The organism is Sphingomonas sp. KR3-1, assembly GCF_040049295.1.
GTDB lineage: Bacteria > Pseudomonadota > Alphaproteobacteria > Sphingomonadales > Sphingomonadaceae > Sphingomonas.
This window is the reverse complement of record NZ_JBDZDQ010000003.1, coordinates 45,016-60,596: the sequence shown is the minus strand read 5'-3', so window position 1 is coordinate 60,596 and position 15,581 is coordinate 45,016. Positions and strand designations below refer to the sequence as shown.

The window sequence follows — 15,581 nt, the reverse complement described above, 5'->3', positions numbered from 1 at the left end:
ACCGAGAGGATCCAATATGTCCGCCGACGATGTCGTCATCGCCTCCTATGCCCGCACGCCGATGGGCAGCTTCCAGGGCGCGCTGAGCGACGCCAGCGCCACCGATCTCGGCGCCGCCGCCGTCGGCGCCGCAGTCGAGCGCGCCGGGCTCAAGGGCGACGCGATCGAGCGCATCTACATGGGCTGCGTCCTCCCCGCCGGCCTCGGCCAGGCGCCCGCCCGCCAGGCCGCGCTCAAGGCAGGCCTGCCCAACCACATCGAGGCCACCACGGTGAACAAGATGTGCGGATCGGGCATGCAGGCGGCGATCATGGCGGCCGAGGCGCTCGCCGCCGGCTCGGTCGACCTGCTGATCGCGGGCGGCATGGAGAGCATGACCAACGCGCCTTATCTCTCGATGCGCCACCGCGCCGGCGCGCGCATCGGGCACGACGTGCTCAAGGACCACATGTATCTCGACGGGCTTGAGGATGCCTATGAGCCCGGCAAGCTGATGGGCAATTTCGCCGAGGAAGTGGCGCAGGAATATCAGTTCACCCGCGGCCAGCAGGACGATTTCGCCATCGCCAGCCTCGAGCGCGCCAAGGCCGCCCAGGCGAGCGGCGCGTTCGACCGCGAGATCACCCCCGTCGAAGTGAAGACGCGCAAGGGCCTGGTCTCGGTCACGCTCGACGAGCAGCCCGCCAGGGGCGATCCGGCCAAGATCCCGACGCTCAAGCCCGCTTTCTCGAAGGACGGCACGATCACCGCGGCCAACGCCTCCTCGATCTCGGACGGTGCCGCCGCGCTGGTGATGACGCGGATGAGCGTCGCCGAAAAGCTCGGCCTCACCCCGGTCGCCCGCGTCGTCGCGCATGCCGCCCACGCCCATGCCCCGGCGCGCTTCACCACCGCGCCCGTCTTCGCGATGAAGAAGGCGCTGGCCAGGGCGGGCTGGTCGACCGGCGATGTCGACCTGTTCGAAGTCAACGAGGCCTTCGCGGCAGTGGCGATGATCGCGATGAAGGAGCTCGGGCTCGATCACGGCATACTCAACGTCAACGGCGGCGCCTGCGCGCTCGGCCACCCGATCGGCGCCAGCGGCGCGCGCGTGCTGGCGACCCTGCTCTCCGCGCTGGAGACCCGCGGCGCCCGCCGCGGCCTCGCCTCGCTCTGCATCGGCGGCGGCGAAGCGACGGCAATGGCGGTGGAGTTGCTGGACTAGAAACACGCCCGTCATCCGGCGAAAGCCGGGATCTCAGGCGATGGCCAGGACAGGAGTCGCACGAGATCCCGGCTTTCGCCGGGATGACGCGAGGAGAGCGACATGGTCTTCGACTTGCGAGGCGCGCTGCTCAAAAAGGCCGAGGTCGAATCGGCGCGCCTCGACGATTTCGAATTCCGTCTGCGCGCCCGCACCCTGCGCCTGCTCGCGCCGTTGCTCGGCGTGGAGGCCGCAGCGCTGGTCCCGCGCATCGCCACCGAATCGGACGAAGCGATCCTCGCCACCCTGCCCGACGAAGCCCGCGCCTGGTTCGAGGAGGCTCGTACCGAGGGCCGTCGCCAGCTGATCGAGGAACGCGGCGATCCGACGCCCCACAAGCTGGCCTAGCGCCGCGCGAGAATCTTCGCGCGCGCCTTGGTCCGCTCTACCCAGCACTGCGCCACCACAACCGGCGCCATCGTCCCGCCGCGATAGCGGTCCCCCATCGCCACGCAGTCACGGTCGCGCGCTGCCAGCCATTGGCGCTGCTCGACCAGCAGCCGCTGCCGGGCCGAGGCGCCCAGCCGCGCCCGCAGCGCTGAATAGCGCGCGCTCATCGCGGCATCGGCGATGCGCAGCTCGTGCGCCGCGCAATGCTGCATGTCGAAGGTCGTCTCACACCTCGCCGGCGCGGGATCCTTGAAGGCCGGGTTGTGCATGAAGGCACCGGCGCTCTGCGCATGGGCGCCCGCCGCGATAAGCAACGCGGCAAGAACGGCAGCGGCAAGTCGGAAGGTCATTCGCATCTCCTCATTCGTCGAACGCGTGCGAACCCTCTCAGTGCCAGCCGATGCCCTGGGGGCTTCCAATGTAGCATTTTGCCTGTCACCCTTGGCGGGCTCTTTCTCATCGCGAAGATTCTCACTCGTCGCCCATTGTCCTGGCGAACCCGGGATCTCGTGCGCAAACGTAAACCCGTTTCGGGTAAAAAGCCTGCACCGCTAGGGACAGGATCTTCACCCCATGCGCGTCGAGGCTTTCGTGACCTTTCGCACCCGATCTGGGTAATTAATTCAGCGTCTCGCCCGGGTCGGTGCCCCAGATATGGCTCTGCTCGACATAGCCGCCACGCCCGGCGACGTCGAACCAGCACCAGCCGCTCGCGCAGCGGCTCACCCGGCCGACCACGCCCGGCGCCGCGCGCCAGCTGATCCGGGCGTTGAAGCGCGGGGAGTCGCGCATCTCGGTCGCCGTGCCGATCACGATCGCGGTGCGGACGTCGTCGAGCAGGTTGGCGAGCATCCAGCCCTGGGTGCCGTCCGGGTCCTCAACCTTGCGCCATTCGCTGTAGGTGGCGATCACCCGCAGCGGCAGGCCGCGGCGCTGGTAGAGCCAGTTCGACGGGTAGTTGCGCCCCGGGCCGGTGCGCATCCGCGCCTTCTCGGCCTTGATCGAGACGAAATAGGGCGTCTTGCGCTGGGCGAAGGCAGGAACGGCCAGCCCCAGCGCGACGACGCCGAGCACGACCCATTTCCCCAAACCCATGCGACCCCCATCAATTCGTGTGTGCGGACCATTTACCCTGACCTGCGCCTCGCCATCAACCGTTGACTGGCGCCGCGCCACCCGCCAAGCCGCCCTTTATGGCACATGGCCCGCGCCCCTCCCGTCCCCGGGTGATCGTCACCCGCGCGCTGCCCGACGGCATCGAGGCGCGGATGGCCGAGCTGTTCGACGTCGTCCACAATCCCACCGACACGCCGCTGACGCAGGCGCAGCTTGCCGCGGCGATGGCCGATTGCGACGTGCTCGTCCCCACCGTCACCGACCGGATCGACGCCGCGCTGCTCGCCGCCGCGCCCGACCGCCTCCGCCTGGTCGCCAATTACGGCGCCGGCGTCGGCCATATCGACCTCAAGGCGGCGCGCGAGCGCGGCATCACCGTCACCAACACGCCGGGCGTGCTCACCGAGGACACCGCCGACATGGCGATGGCACTGATCCTCGCCGTGCCGCGCCGGCTGGTCGAGGGCGACGAGCTGGTCCGCGCCGGGGGCTGGACGGGCTGGTCGCCCACCTCGATGCGCGGCCACCGGATCGGCGGCAAGAAGCTCGGCATCCTCGGTATGGGCCGGATCGGCCAGGCAGTGGCGATGCGCGCCCGCGCCTTCGGGCTGCAGATCCACTACCACAACCGCCACCGCCTGCCCCAGGTGCCCGAGGCGCAGCTCGGCGCCACCTGGCATGCCGAGCTCGACAGCCTGCTCGAGGCCGCCGACATCCTGACGATCCACACCCCGCATACCGGGACCACCGCCGGCCTGATCGACGCCCGTCGGCTCGACCTGCTCGGCCCGGCGGGATGGCTGATCAACACCGCCCGCGGCGAGATCGTCGACAATGACGCGATGATCGCCGCGCTCACGACGCGCCGCATCGCCGGCGCCGGGCTCGATGTCTATGTGAACGAGCCCGCGGTCGATCCGCGGCTGGTCGCGCTCGACAATGTCGTCCTGCTCCCCCATCTCGGCTCCGCCACCTTCGAGGGCCGCGACGACATGGGGGTCAAGGTGATCGCCAATATCCGCGCCTGGTCCGACGGGCATCGCCCGCCCGACCAGGTCCTCGATGGCTGGCTCTAGTTTATCTTATAAATACTTGGAACTACTTGCCGAGAAGCATCCAATACGGATCAGCATCCTTCGCGTTAACCAGGGTCGGTAGGCAGCTGGAAACCGCCGGACTGCGTAATTCTCCCTACGCAATGCCACCTAGGGCACGCGGTTGGGGGACCACCGACATGCTACCAAGAGAATCCCGGCGGGAAGTCGTCATCCCCGCCCAGATGCGCAGTAAAAGTGGATGGAGCGACGTCACCATCCGCAACATCTCGCCGCACGGCATGATGTTGCTTGCACCCTTCCCGCCCAAGCCGGGCTCCGTCGTCGAGGTCCGCAAGGCATCGCTGGCGCTGGTCGGCCGGGTGATCTGGGTGAAGGGCAAGACGCTCGGCATCCAGCTGATCGAGCGGCTGAACTTCAACGCGCTGCTCCGCGCCGCGAACGAAGGCTGGGCGGCGAGCCAGGTCCACGCGCCGTCCGCCACGCACGCCACTGCCCAAACCGCCTCCCCGCCCGATGCCGACAGCTCCGGCGCGATGATCGGCTGGCTGCTTGCCGGCGTCACCATCGTCTTCGCCGGCGCCTGCGCCGCGATCACGCTCTGGCAAGTCTGACCGAAACCAACCGAGACTCCCCGAGATGCGGCCGAAGCCGCACCGGAAACCCCAAGGGTTCGCACCCCATTCCAGCAAGGCCGGCGATCAGTCGCCCGTCAGGATCCGGTCCACCAGCTGCTTCACCGTCGGCACGAACCCGTTCGAATAGAAGGGATCGCGCTTGAAGTTATAGGCAGCGTGCCCCGCGAACATCAGATTCTCGTCGGTCGGGCCGCCATGCGCGATGTCCTGCAGCGTCTTCTGGATGCAGAAGCTGCGCGGATCGGCCAGCCGCCCGGTCGAATTGGTCTCGGTATCCGCCCAGGACGAGAAGGCGCACTGGCTGAGACAGCCCATGCAATCGGCCTGGTCCTTGCGGATGATGCCCTTCTCTTCCTCGTTGACGAAGACGAGCGTGTTGTCCGGCGTCTTCAGCGCCGAGGTGAAGCCGTTGCCGAACCACTGGCGGGCGCGCAGCAGGTCGTTGCGCGTCACCCAGAAATTCTTGCCCTTCACGCCCACATCGAGCTGGAAGGTGTGGTCGCCCGCCGCCTCGGTCGAATAGGGGATCTGGCGTTCCGAGCGCGCCTCGAGGTTGCGCAGGAACGGGTTCTTGACCGCGCTCGAATAGAAGCCGGTCGGCGAGAAGCGGTGGAGCAGCACCTCGCCTTCCTCGATCTCCATCAGCTTGGACTTCCAGCCCTGCGGGATCGGGCTTTCCTGGGTCAGCAGCGGCCGCGTGCCGAACTGGAAGGCGATCGCGCCGAGCTCGGGATTGTCGATCCAGTTGTTCCAGTCGCGCAGATACCAGACGCCGCCGGCCATCACGATCGGCACGGTATCGGCGATGCCACCCTCGCGCATCACCTCGCGCAGTTCCTTGACGCGCGGATAGGGATCCTGTGGCTTGAGCGGGTCCTCGGCGTTTGACAGGCCGTTATGCCCGCCGGCGAGCCAGGGATCCTCGTATACCACCGCGGCCAGCCACTCGCTCGCCTTGGAATAGGCGCGCTTCCACAGCGCACGGAAGGCGCGGCCCGAGCTGACGATCGGCAGGTAGTTGACGTTGTACGACGCCGCGATCTCGCTGAGCTTGTAAGGCATGCCCGCACCGCAGGTGACGCCCGCCACCATGCCCCTGGTGCGCTCGAGCACGCCGTGCAGCACGCGCTGCGCACCACCCATTTCCCACAACACGTTGATGTTGATCGCGCCCTTGCCGTCGCCGATCTCGAAGGCCTTCTTGACCTGCTGGACGGCGCCTTCGATCGCATATTGGATCAGTTCCTCGTGGCGCTCGCGGCGGGTGAGCGCGCGATAGATCTGGGGGATGATCTTGCCCTCGGCGTCATAGCTGTCGGCATTGACCGCGGAGACCGTGCCGATGCCGCCCGCGGCGGCCCAGGCGCCTGCGCTGGCGTGGTTGGTGGCAGCCACGCCTTTTCCCCCCTCGACGATCGGCCAGACCTCGCGGCCGTTGTACAGGATGGGAGACAGACCCTTGAACACAGTACCTCCAATAAAAATTCGGGCGACGCTAGACGGATCGGCGACAACAAGCGAGCAACATTCGTTATTGCAGTGCGTCAGGCCGTCCCATCGCGGCGCCGTACAGCCGGGCATATGCGGCAATCATTTCGCCTTCATCGAACAACGCACGGGCGCGCGCACGGTTCTCTTCGCCGACGAGCGCCTTCTCCTCGGGGTGTTTGACGAACATGTTGAGATAGTCGCGCAGCAGCACCTCGGTGCGCTCGGGCGGCAGGAAATACTGGTTGCGCGGGCCGACCATGGTCGGGATGTCGCCCACCCGCGGCGCGATCACCGGCAGCCCCGCCGCCATCGCCTCGAGCACCGAGAGCGGCGCCTGCTCGCTCTTCGACGAGAGCGCGAACACGTCGAACAGCCCCATGTAGCGGTGCGGCTCGGGCAGGAATCCGGTGAGGATCACGTCGTCCTCGATCGCCATCGCCTCGGCGGCATCGAGGATATTCTGCCGCTCGGGGCCCTCGCCGACGATCACCAGCTTGAAGCGCCCGTTGAGCCCGGCCACCGCGCGGACCAGCATCGGGAGGTCCTTCACCGGCCGCAGCCCCGCCACGCAGCCCACCACCAGCGTGCCGGGCTTCTTCTTCCTGAGCTCGGGGATCAGCTCGGCATCCGGCTTGCCGGTGAAGAGCGCGGTCGGGATGCCGTTAGCGATGCGGAACAGCCGGTCGGCGGGCTGGCGCCAGTGCCGCAGCGCGATCTTCTCGAGCACGGTCGAGGGCACGACCAGCGCGTTGGCGGCGGGCAGCGCGAGCCGGCGATACATGTTGCGCACCGGGTTGAGCTTCTCGGCCTCGTCCTGGTTGAAGCCGTCCTCGTGATGGATCACCGGCGGCAGCCCCTTGCCGAACACCCGCGCCGCCATCACCCCGTCGATCGCGCCCCAATTATAGGTCAGCACCAGGTCGAAGCGCCGCATGTAGCGCGCGATCGCCTCATAGCGCTTGACCGAGGGCTTGCCCGAGAGCGGCGGCGGATCCTGCGCGATCTCGACCTTGATCCCCTTGGCGATCATGTCCCGCGCCGCGAGCTGGTCGGGCATCGCCGAGACGATCGTATGCCGCGCCTTGTCGCCGAACGCGTTCATCAGCCGAACCGCGCGCGCTTCCTTGCCGCCAAGGTTGAAGGTCGAATGGAGGTGGAGGATGTGGATCGGCATCGTTGGGAGCGGTGCTTAGCCAAATCGTCATCCCGGCGAAAGCCGGGATCTCAGGCGAAGGCGCGCGACAAGAGCCTTACGCGATCCCGGCTTTCGCCGGGATGACGGAATTGGGCTCAGGAAGCGCTGACCTTCGCCAGCAGCCGCTCGATCCCCGCCACCACCTCGGGCTCGTCGAGCGTCGGCGCGTGGCCGACATCGGCCAGCGTCACCAGCTCGGCGCCCTTCACCCGCGCGACCATCTTGTCGGCGGTCTCGGCGCTCAGGATGTCCGAGCGCCCGCCGCGCACGACCAGCAGCGGCAGCCCGGCCATCGCGTCGATCGTCGGCCACATGTCCGGCCCGGCCTCGCCACCCGGCACGCGGAACGGCTCTGCGATCTTCATGTCATAGTCGAGCACGATCCGCCCCGAGCTGTTCACCCGGTAGAGCCGCTTGGCCATCGCCAGCCAGTCCTCGATCCCGAAATTGGGATAGACATCGGCATTGCTCACCGAGACCGCCCGCGCCGCGTGCATCCAGGTCGGAAACCACACCGCCTTGCCGACATAGGTGCGGATCCGCGCCAGCCCGGCCGGATTGATCTCGGGGCCGACATCGTTGAGCACCACGCCCGCCAGCTTGTCGCGCTCGGTCGCCGCCAGCAGCATCGTCACCAGCCCACCCAGCGAGGTGCCGACCGCGACGAACCTGTCGATCTCCAGCTCCTCGAGCAGCGCCTCGACGTCCTGGAAATAGGTGAGCGGCACATAGGACATCGGGTCCTTGGCATAGCCGCTCTCGCCGCGCCCGCGGAACTCGACGCACAGCACGCGCCACTGCCCCGCCAGCCGCTCGGCCAGCGCCTCATAGTCGCGCGCGTTGCGGGTCAGCCCGGGGAAACAGAGCACGGGCGGCTTGTCCGCCGGCCCGGCATATTCGCGATAGTGGAGACGAATCCCGTCCCGCGACCACCAGAATCCGTCGGAATAGTTGCGTCGCTCGGCCATTCTTCCCCATATCGCTGCATGGACTTCACTCCGCAACAGGCGATCCTCGAACTCGGCGATCCATTCTATGATCGCGTCGCCGCCGCGCGCTTCCCGCAGACGATCCTGCGCTTCCGCAATGATCGTGCCGCGGCCCAGGTCGGGCTCGACACGCTGAGCGACGCGGAATGGATCGCGCATTTCGGCCGGTTCGAGCCGCTGAAGGGCAGCCTCCCCACCCCGCTGGCGCTGCGCTATCACGGCCACCAGTTCCGCGTGTACAATCCCGAGATCGGCGACGGCCGCGGCTTCCTCTTCGCGCAGATGCGCGATTCCGGCGGCCGGCTGATCGACCTCGGCACCAAGGGATCGGGCCAGACGCCGTACAGCCGCTTCGGCGACGGGCGCCTCACCCTCAAGGGCGGCGTCCGCGAGATCCTCGCCACCGAGATGCTCGAGGCGCTGGGCGTCGAGACTTCGCGCACCTTCTCGCTGATCGAGACCGGCGAGGAACTCCACCGCGGCGACGAGCCCTCGCCCACCCGCGCCGCGGTGCTGGTGCGGATGAGCCATGGCCATATCCGCATCGGCACCTTCCAGCGCCTCGCCCATCTCGGCGACAGGGACGCGCTGGCGCAGCTCACCGGCTATGTCCTGCGTCATTATTATGGCGAGCAACCGGGCGAGGACGCGCCCGCCCGCCTGCTCGGCCATGTCGTCCGCCGCACCGCCCGGATGGCGGGCCGCTTCATGGCCGCCGGCTTCGTCCACGGCGTGCTCAACAGCGACAACATCAACGTCACCGGCGAGAGCTTCGATTACGGCCCCTGGCGCTTTGCCCCCTTCTGGGAAATGGGCTTCACCGCCGCCTATTTCGATCATGCCGGGCTCTACGCCTTTGGCCGCCAGCCCGAGGCGATCTATTGGGACGCGATGCAGCTCGCCATCGCGCTGCGCCCGATCGCCGAGGAAGAACCGCTGATCGAGGCGATGGAAGGGTTCGCCGAAACCTATCGGCAGGAAGTCACCGCGGCGCTGCTGTGGCGGCTCGGCGTCGCGCCGCGCGGCACCCCGGCGGACCGTGTGCTGGCGGAGACGCTCGAAAAGGCGCTTGCCACCACGCTGGCGCCGCTCGACGAGTTCTTCTTCGAAGCGTTCGGCGGCAACCTTCCTGCCCATTATGGCGAAGCGTTCGACGATCTGCGCAGTCAGCTCGCGCATTACGCCCCCCGGAAACCGCGCGACCACGCCTATTGGTCGGGCACGCCCTGCTCGATGCTGATCGACGAGGTCGAGGCGATCTGGGCCGCGATCGCCGAGCGCGACGATTGGGCGCCGCTCAATGCCAAGGTCGCCGCGATCCGGAACATGGCAGAGGCACTGGCCTAGCCGCCAGAATTGGTGCAATACCCCCACCATCCTTCCTGAAAGCCAATCCCCCCGACATCGAATGCCCGGCACGGAAATCATCTCGACCGAACCCGCGACCGGCGCCGTCCTGTGGCGCCAGATGAGCGGAGACGCGGACAAGGAAGTCGCGCTCGCGCGCGCCAGCTGGGCCGCCTGGGCCGCGCATCCGCTCGCCTATCGCATCGAGGCGCTGCGCCGCTTCGCCAATGTCGTGCGGCAAAAGGCGGACGCCTTCACCGATCTGCTCGCCCGCGAGACCGGCAAGCCGCTCTGGGAAGCGCGCAGCGAAGTCGAGACGGTGATCGCCAAGGTCGACATCTCGATCACTGCCTTTTCGGAGCGCACCGGCCAGCGCCGGATCGATGCGCCGATGAACACCCGCCTGGCGCTGCGCCACAAGCCGCACGGCGTGCTGGCGGTGCTCGGGCCCTATAATTTCCCGGTCCACCTGCCCAACGGCCACATCGTCCCGGCGCTGCTCGCCGGCAACGCTGTGATTTTCAAGCCGTCGGAAAAGACCCCCGCCTCGGGCGCGTTCCTGGTCGATTGCTATCACGCCGCCGGCATCCCGGCGGGCTGCGTCCGCCTGCTGGTCGGCGGCCCCGACGAAGGCAAGGCGCTCGCCGGCCATCCGGACATCGACGGGCTGCTGTTCACCGGCTCGGCGAACACCGGCATCGCGCTCAACCGCCAGTTCGCCACCAAGCCCGAGAAGATCCTCGCGCTCGAGATGGGCGGCAACAACCCGATCGTGGTATGGGACACGCCGGACCTCTATTCCGCCGCGGTCCTCATCGTGCAGTCGGCCTTCACCACCGCCGGCCAGCGCTGCACCGCCGCGCGCCGGCTGATCGTCGACCAGAAGCTCTACGATCCGCTGATGGTCGAGCTGAACAAGCTGATCGGCCGGCTGATCATCGGCGAGCCGCATGCCGATCCCGCGCCGTTCATGGGCCCAGTGATCGACAACGACGCCGCCGACATGCTCACCGAGAGCTTCCTGGCGCTGCTGACGATGGGCGGCCGCCCGATCCGCCACATGGAGCGCCCGATCGAGGGCCGCCCCTTCCTCACTCCCGGGCTGATCGACATGACCGGCGTGGCCGAGAAGGTCGATGTCGAGCTGTTCGGCCCGATCCTCCAGGTCTTCCGGGTAAACAGCTTCGAGGAAGCGATCGTCGAGGCGAACGACACGCGCTACGGCCTGTCCGCCAGCCTCGTCGCGCAGGATCCCAAGCTCTACGACCAGTTCTGGGCCAATATCCGCGCCGGCATCGTCAACTGGAACCGCCCCACCAACGGCGCGTCCTCGGCGGCACCCTTTGGCGGCGTCGGCTGGTCGGGCAACCACCGCCCCAGCGCCTATTACGCCGCCGATTACTGCGCCTATCCGGTGGTCTCGTCGGAGAGCGATTCGGCCCGCGCGTCGATGGGCGTGGGGTTGCGCGACGCCTGACCCAATTCATTCCTCCCCGAGCTTGCCTCGGGGAGGGGGACCGCTCGCGAAGCGAGTGGTGGAGGGGCCGCCGCAACGCGGCGATGGCCCGCCGTGCCCCTCCACTACCGCTTTCGGCGGCGGTCCCCCTCCCTCAGCTCGTCTGGGGGAGGAATTGGCACCCTCTTGAAACCTTCTCCCTGAATCGTTAGTTCTGTTTCTGCGGACCGGGCCCCTCTGGCGAGGGCTTTACCAAGCCCACGTGATGTCGGACCGCATCGAGCGCGCTCGGTGCAGGTTCGGACGGTCAAAGTCCCCCCTTCCTCCACCGAGGCTTCACCGGGCCGCTCGATCGAATGCTTTTTGCTTCGATTGGAGTCTGTCACGTGAACCCTCTCTACCAGATCCCCCGCACCGGCGCCGCCGCGGCGCGCTTTGACGAGGGGCTGCGCCAGCACATGCTGGGCATCTATCGCAACATGGGGATCGGCCTGGCGATCACCGGCCTCGTCGCGCTCGGCGTGGCGAGCACGCCGGCGCTGGTCGCGCTGATCTTCGGCACGCCGCTCAAATGGGTGGCGATGTTCGCGCCGCTCGCCTTCATCTTCTTCTTCCAGTTCCGCATCGACCGGATGAGCACCGCGGGTGCCCGCACCGCCTTCTTCGCCTTTGCCGGCGTGATGGGCGTGTCGATGGCGAGCATCTTCCTGGTCTTCACCGGCGAGAGCATCGCCATGGCCTTCTTCGCCGCCGCCGCGATGTTCCTGGCGCTCAGCCTGTTCGGCTATTCGACCAGGCGCGACCTCACCGGCATGGGCACCTTCCTGATGGTCGGCCTGATCGCGGTGATCCTGGCGAGCGTGATCAATATCTTCCTCGGCTCGTCGATGCTGCAGATGCTGCTCTCGATCGTCGGCGTGGTCGTGTTTGCCGGCCTCACCGCCTGGGATACGCAGCGCCTGAAGAGCGAATACGCCCATTTCGGCCGCAGCCAGGCGGCCGACAAGCTCGCAATCATGGGCGCGCTGTCGCTCTACCTCAACCTGATCAACATGTTCCAGCTGCTGCTCGGCCTGATCGGCCAGCGGGAGGAATGACCATGGCCGGCTTCACCTGCCCCGTCGACGGCACGATGCTGGTGCCGGTCGAGCGCGCCGGGATCGAGATCGACCATTGCCCGAGCTGCCGCGGCGTGTGGCTCGATCGCGGCGAGCTCGACAAGATCCTCGAGCGCAGCGCGGCGCCCGCGCCGGCGCCACCCCCGCAGCAATATCGCGAAGAGCGCCCGCGCTACGACGATCGCCACGGCTATCCGAAGAAGCGCAAGTCGTTCCTCGAGGAACTGTTCGACTGAACCCCTTCCCGGCCCGCGTGCAAGGCGCAGTCACGCGGGCGGACGGGTGCGGCTTTGTCTCCCCCTCCCTGCTGGGCCGCACCCGTCCAAACCACTTCCTCTCCGCGCCGTGCGGCGGTTATGATGTGACCGCTAACAGGGGAGGAAGACCATGATCACCCGCAGGTCCATGCTCGGATCCGCCGCCGCGCTCGCGGGGGCCGCAGCGCTCCCCGCCGCCGCTGCCCCCGCCGGCTTCGTCTCCGCCCAAGGCACCAGGCTGGTCCTCGGCGGCAAGCCCTATCGCTTCGCCGGCAGCAACATGTGGTACGCCGCCTGGCTCGGCGCCGACGCCCCCTGGGGCAATCGCGACCGGCTGCGCCGCGAGCTCGATACGCTCGCCGCCATGGGCGTCCGCAACCTGCGCATCGCCGCCTCGGCCGAGGATTCGCCGCTCAAGAACTCGGTCAAGCCGGCCTTCCGCACTCGCGGCACTGCCTTGAACCCCGCGCTGATCGACGGCCTCGCCTACGCGCTCGCCGAGCTGGCCAGGCGCGACATGAAGGCGGTGCTCTACCTCACCAATTTCTGGGAATGGTCGGGCGGGATGATGACCTATCTCAGCTGGGTGAATGGCGGGAAATATCTCGACATGAACGACCCCGCCCATCCCTGGCCCGAATTCCCCGACATGGCCGCGCAATTCTACGCCAGCAGCGAGGCGGTCGGCCTCTTCCACGACTATGTCCGCGCCACCGTGACCCGCCACGCCGGCGACCCGGCGATCATGGCCTGGCAGCTCGCCAACGAGCCCCGCCCCGGCGGCAGCGCCAGGGCCGCCGAGCCGCTGCTTCCCGCCTATAATGGCTGGATCCAGGGCACTGCCAGGCTGATCAAGTCGCTCTCGCCCCGGCACATGGTCTCGACCGGCAGCGAGGGGCTCAAGGGCTCGATCGAGCGCGCCCAGGTCTACAAGGCGGCGCACGCCTTTCCCGAGATCGATTACTGCACCGCGCATATCTGGCCGCTCAACTGGGGCTGGGTCGATGCGAAGGACATCGCCGGCACCAATGCGGCGAGCTTCGCCAAGGTGCGTGCATACATCGCCCAGCACATCCAGCTCGCCACCGATCTCGGCAAGCCGCTGGTGATCGAGGAGTTCGGCTATCCGCGCGACGGCGGCGGTTACGATCCGGAGTCAGCAACCGGCTACAAGGATCTGTATTACCAACTGATCTACGCTGCGGTCGAAGCCAATCCGGGCATCATCTCCGGCTCGAACTTCTGGGCCTGGAACGGCGAGGGCCGCGCTGTCCATGGCGACCACCGCTTCCGCCCTGGCGACACCGCCTGGCTCGGCGACCCGCCGCACGAGCCGCAGGGCTGGTACGGCGTGTTCGACAGCGACGCCTCCACCCGCGCCGTGATCCAGGCCCACGCTGCCGCGCTCGCTTAATCGGATTGGTAGCGTAACATTAACCGCGAAATATCTGCAACCACCTGAATAACTACGGGTTTTCCCCGCTATGAAACTCAGGTGGGCAAGGTGAGACAAAGAGACGAACGGCATTCCGTGCTCATCCGCGGGCGCATGCGCGCCGGCGGGCCGATGGTCGATGTCTGCATCCGCAACGTCTCGAAGAACGGCATGATGCTCCAGGCGCCCGAAGCGCCGGAGCGCGGCACCTTTGTCGAGGTGCGACTGCCCGACGAAACCGTTGTCGGCCAGGTCGTCTGGGCCAGCGAGCGCCGCTTCGGCATCCGGACGCGCGATCGCGTGCCGATCTGGCGGCTGATGGGCCGCCCCTCGCCGGTCGAGCGCGGCAGCGGCCCGGTCTCCCGCCTGGGCATGGCGCCCAGCAGCGTCGCCATCGCCCGCTCGCGCAGCGACGCCCGCGCCACCGGCCGCATCACCGAATTCCTGTTCCTCGCGCTCGGCGTCACCCTGATCGCCGGCTTCCTTGCGCTCGCCGGCTATGAGGCACTGGCCGGCCTCACCCACCAGATCACCACGCACCTTTAGGCCGCGTGTTTCGCGCGCTCAAAATAGCTTTCCCCGGCGAAGGCCGGGGCCCAGCCCTTCAGAAAACACGCGCGGCAGCGCGTCCTCGCGCGCACCCCGACCCAATGCCCCGTCCTTCGCCGGGGAAAAGGCGATAATCCCTGAAGCGCCCGGGAAAGTTTCCCTACCGCCATCCCAAGCAACCGTCCGTTGCCCCTGGCGCCCCGCGAGCCCATCTCCACGGCATGGCAACGCTCCTCGATCCCACCGCGCGCGGGCGCGTGATTCTGGTTGGCGCAGGTCCCGGCGATCCCGGCCTGCTCACCGTGCGCGCCGTCGAAGCGCTCAAGCAGGCCGACGTCCTTGTCCATGACGGGCTGGTCGATCCGCGCGTCCTCGATCTCGCCCCCCAGGCGCACCGCATCTCGGTCGCCAAGAGCCGCTCGAAGCACACCGTACCGCAGGATGCGATCAACGCGCTGATCGTCGCGCATGTGAAGACCGGCGCGATCGTCGTCCGGCTGAAGGGCGGCGACCCCTTCATCTTCGGCCGCGGCGGCGAGGAAGTCGAAGCCGTGCGCGCCGCCGGCCTTCCGGTCGAGGTCATCCCCGGCATCTCCGCCGCGCTCGGCGCCGCAGCCGAGGTCAATCTGCCGCTCACCCACCGCGACTGGTCGAGCGCGGTCAGCTTCGTCGCCGGCCAGTGCAAGGGCCTCAGCGAGCAGGACTGGTCGGGCCTCGCCGGCAAGGGCCGCACGCTGGTGATCTACATGGGCGTCGCCACCTGCCCGGACATCAGCGAGAAGCTGATGAACGACGGCGTCTCGCCCGACATGCCCGTCGCCGTGCTCGAGCGCGGCACACTCGAGGGCAGCCGCGCGCTGCGCACGATCCTCGCCGATCTCGGCCCCATGGTCGATCGCGAGAAGGTGCAGAGCCCGGCGATCATCGTCGTCGGCGAAGTCGTGCTGCTCGCCGATGCGCAGGACAAGCTCGCCGCCTGGGCCAAGGCTTCGGAGGCGCTGGCATGAAGCTGCTCACCGGCAATGATCTCGCCAGCGGCGACGTCACCTGGTGGACCGGGTCGGGCTGGTCGCGCCATGTCGAGGACGCCGTCGATGTCGTCGACCAGGGCGAGGCGATCGCCCATGCCGAGGAAGGCGCCCGCCGCGTCAACGGCCCCTATGTGATCGACGCCACCGCCACCCCCGAGGGCCCGCGCCCCGCCCACATCAAGGACCGCATCCGCGCGCTCGGCCCCACCGTGCGCCCGGACCTGACCCTCAAGCCCGCCGACCCCAATGCCGGCAGCTGGGTGATCTGATC

Annotated in this window: 17 protein-coding genes; 12 read left to right on the top strand and 5 right to left on the bottom strand. The window is 68.0% G+C overall.

The genetic code is table 11. From position 1 onward, the window contains the following. Positions 1-16: 16 nt before the first annotated feature. Complete coding sequence (locus ABLE38_RS16215; protein WP_348975282.1) at positions 17-1,204, top strand: acetyl-CoA C-acyltransferase; 1,188 nt, start codon at positions 17-19, stop codon at positions 1,202-1,204. Positions 1,205-1,306: 102 nt separating this feature from the next. Next, a complete protein-coding gene (locus ABLE38_RS16210) occupies positions 1,307-1,591 on the top strand; it encodes a hypothetical protein (RefSeq protein WP_348975281.1) in 285 nt (94 codons plus the stop codon). Here the strand turns inward: ABLE38_RS16210 and ABLE38_RS16205 are convergent. Both ABLE38_RS16205 and ABLE38_RS16200 read right to left on the bottom strand, forming a co-directional pair. Next, positions 1,588-1,983, bottom strand: a complete 396-nt coding sequence (locus ABLE38_RS16205; protein ID WP_348975280.1) for a lysozyme inhibitor LprI family protein — start codon at positions 1,981-1,983, stop codon at positions 1,588-1,590. The genes ABLE38_RS16210 and ABLE38_RS16205 overlap by 4 nt on opposite strands. 268 nt (positions 1,984-2,251) lie before the next feature. Further along, positions 2,252-2,728: an SH3 domain-containing protein gene (locus ABLE38_RS16200; RefSeq protein ID WP_348975279.1), complete on the bottom strand. Its 477-nt coding sequence runs from the start codon at positions 2,726-2,728 to the stop codon at positions 2,252-2,254. Between the two features lie 98 nt (positions 2,729-2,826). Between ABLE38_RS16200 and ABLE38_RS16195 the strand changes: the two genes are divergently transcribed. Both ABLE38_RS16195 and ABLE38_RS16190 read left to right on the top strand, forming a co-directional pair. Next, positions 2,827-3,825 (top strand): D-glycerate dehydrogenase, encoded by a 999-nt coding sequence (locus ABLE38_RS16195; protein WP_348975278.1) that lies wholly within the window; start codon positions 2,827-2,829, stop codon positions 3,823-3,825. A 122-nt stretch (positions 3,826-3,947) separates the two neighbouring features. Further along, positions 3,948-4,418 carry a PilZ domain-containing protein gene (locus tag ABLE38_RS16190; protein ID WP_348975277.1) on the top strand — a complete coding sequence of 157 codons (471 nt, stop codon included), beginning with the start codon at positions 3,948-3,950 and terminating at the stop codon, positions 4,416-4,418. 87 nt (positions 4,419-4,505) lie between these two features. On the opposite strand, the gene ABLE38_RS16185 is transcribed toward ABLE38_RS16190, so the two are convergent. From ABLE38_RS16185 to ABLE38_RS16175, 3 genes are all read right to left on the bottom strand, one after another. Continuing rightward, positions 4,506-5,909, bottom strand: coding sequence for a nitronate monooxygenase (locus ABLE38_RS16185; RefSeq protein ID WP_348975276.1), 1,404 nt, complete (start codon positions 5,907-5,909; stop codon positions 4,506-4,508). Positions 5,910-5,973: 64 nt separating this feature from the next. Further along, positions 5,974-7,107, bottom strand: a complete 1,134-nt coding sequence (locus ABLE38_RS16180; RefSeq protein WP_348975275.1) for a glycosyltransferase — start codon at positions 7,105-7,107, stop codon at positions 5,974-5,976. 116 nt (positions 7,108-7,223) lie between these two features. Next, positions 7,224-8,096 carry an alpha/beta hydrolase gene (locus ABLE38_RS16175; RefSeq protein ID WP_348975274.1) on the bottom strand — a complete coding sequence of 291 codons (873 nt, stop codon included), beginning with the start codon at positions 8,094-8,096 and terminating at the stop codon, positions 7,224-7,226. A gap of 18 nt (positions 8,097-8,114) precedes the next feature. Here ABLE38_RS16175 and ABLE38_RS16170 point away from each other — a divergent pair, with 18 nt between their 5' ends. The 8 genes from ABLE38_RS16170 to ABLE38_RS16135 all read left to right on the top strand — a co-directional run bounded on the left by ABLE38_RS16170 (position 8,115) and on the right by ABLE38_RS16135 (position 15,579). Continuing rightward, the gene (locus tag ABLE38_RS16170) at positions 8,115-9,464 is read left to right on the top strand and encodes a protein adenylyltransferase SelO family protein (RefSeq protein ID WP_348975273.1); all 1,350 of its coding nucleotides are present in this window, start codon (positions 8,115-8,117) and stop codon (positions 9,462-9,464) included. A 61-nt stretch (positions 9,465-9,525) separates the two neighbouring features. Further along, positions 9,526-10,941: a succinylglutamate-semialdehyde dehydrogenase gene (gene astD / locus ABLE38_RS16165; RefSeq protein WP_348975272.1), complete on the top strand. Its 1,416-nt coding sequence runs from the start codon at positions 9,526-9,528 to the stop codon at positions 10,939-10,941. Between the two features lie 365 nt (positions 10,942-11,306). Then, positions 11,307-12,017 carry a Bax inhibitor-1/YccA family protein gene (locus ABLE38_RS16160; protein ID WP_348975271.1) on the top strand — a complete coding sequence of 237 codons (711 nt, stop codon included), beginning with the start codon at positions 11,307-11,309 and terminating at the stop codon, positions 12,015-12,017. Then, positions 12,014-12,274, top strand: a complete 261-nt coding sequence (locus ABLE38_RS16155) for a zf-TFIIB domain-containing protein (RefSeq protein WP_348975270.1) — start codon at positions 12,014-12,016, stop codon at positions 12,272-12,274. Before ABLE38_RS16160 ends, ABLE38_RS16155 begins: the two co-directional genes overlap by 4 nt. Before the next feature lie 151 nt (positions 12,275-12,425). After that, positions 12,426-13,709 (top strand): cellulase family glycosylhydrolase, encoded by a 1,284-nt coding sequence (locus tag ABLE38_RS16150; RefSeq protein WP_348975269.1) that lies wholly within the window; start codon positions 12,426-12,428, stop codon positions 13,707-13,709. A gap of 81 nt (positions 13,710-13,790) precedes the next feature. Beyond that, complete coding sequence (locus ABLE38_RS16145) at positions 13,791-14,276, top strand: PilZ domain-containing protein (RefSeq protein ID WP_348975268.1); 486 nt, start codon at positions 13,791-13,793, stop codon at positions 14,274-14,276. A 224-nt stretch (positions 14,277-14,500) separates the two neighbouring features. Then, positions 14,501-15,286 (top strand): uroporphyrinogen-III C-methyltransferase, encoded by a 786-nt coding sequence (gene cobA, locus ABLE38_RS16140; RefSeq protein ID WP_348975267.1) that lies wholly within the window; start codon positions 14,501-14,503, stop codon positions 15,284-15,286. Further along, the gene (locus tag ABLE38_RS16135; RefSeq protein WP_348975266.1) at positions 15,283-15,579 is read left to right on the top strand and encodes a DUF2849 domain-containing protein; all 297 of its coding nucleotides are present in this window, start codon (positions 15,283-15,285) and stop codon (positions 15,577-15,579) included. The genes cobA and ABLE38_RS16135 overlap by 4 nt, the downstream gene beginning before the upstream one ends. Positions 15,580-15,581 lie beyond the last annotated feature (2 nt).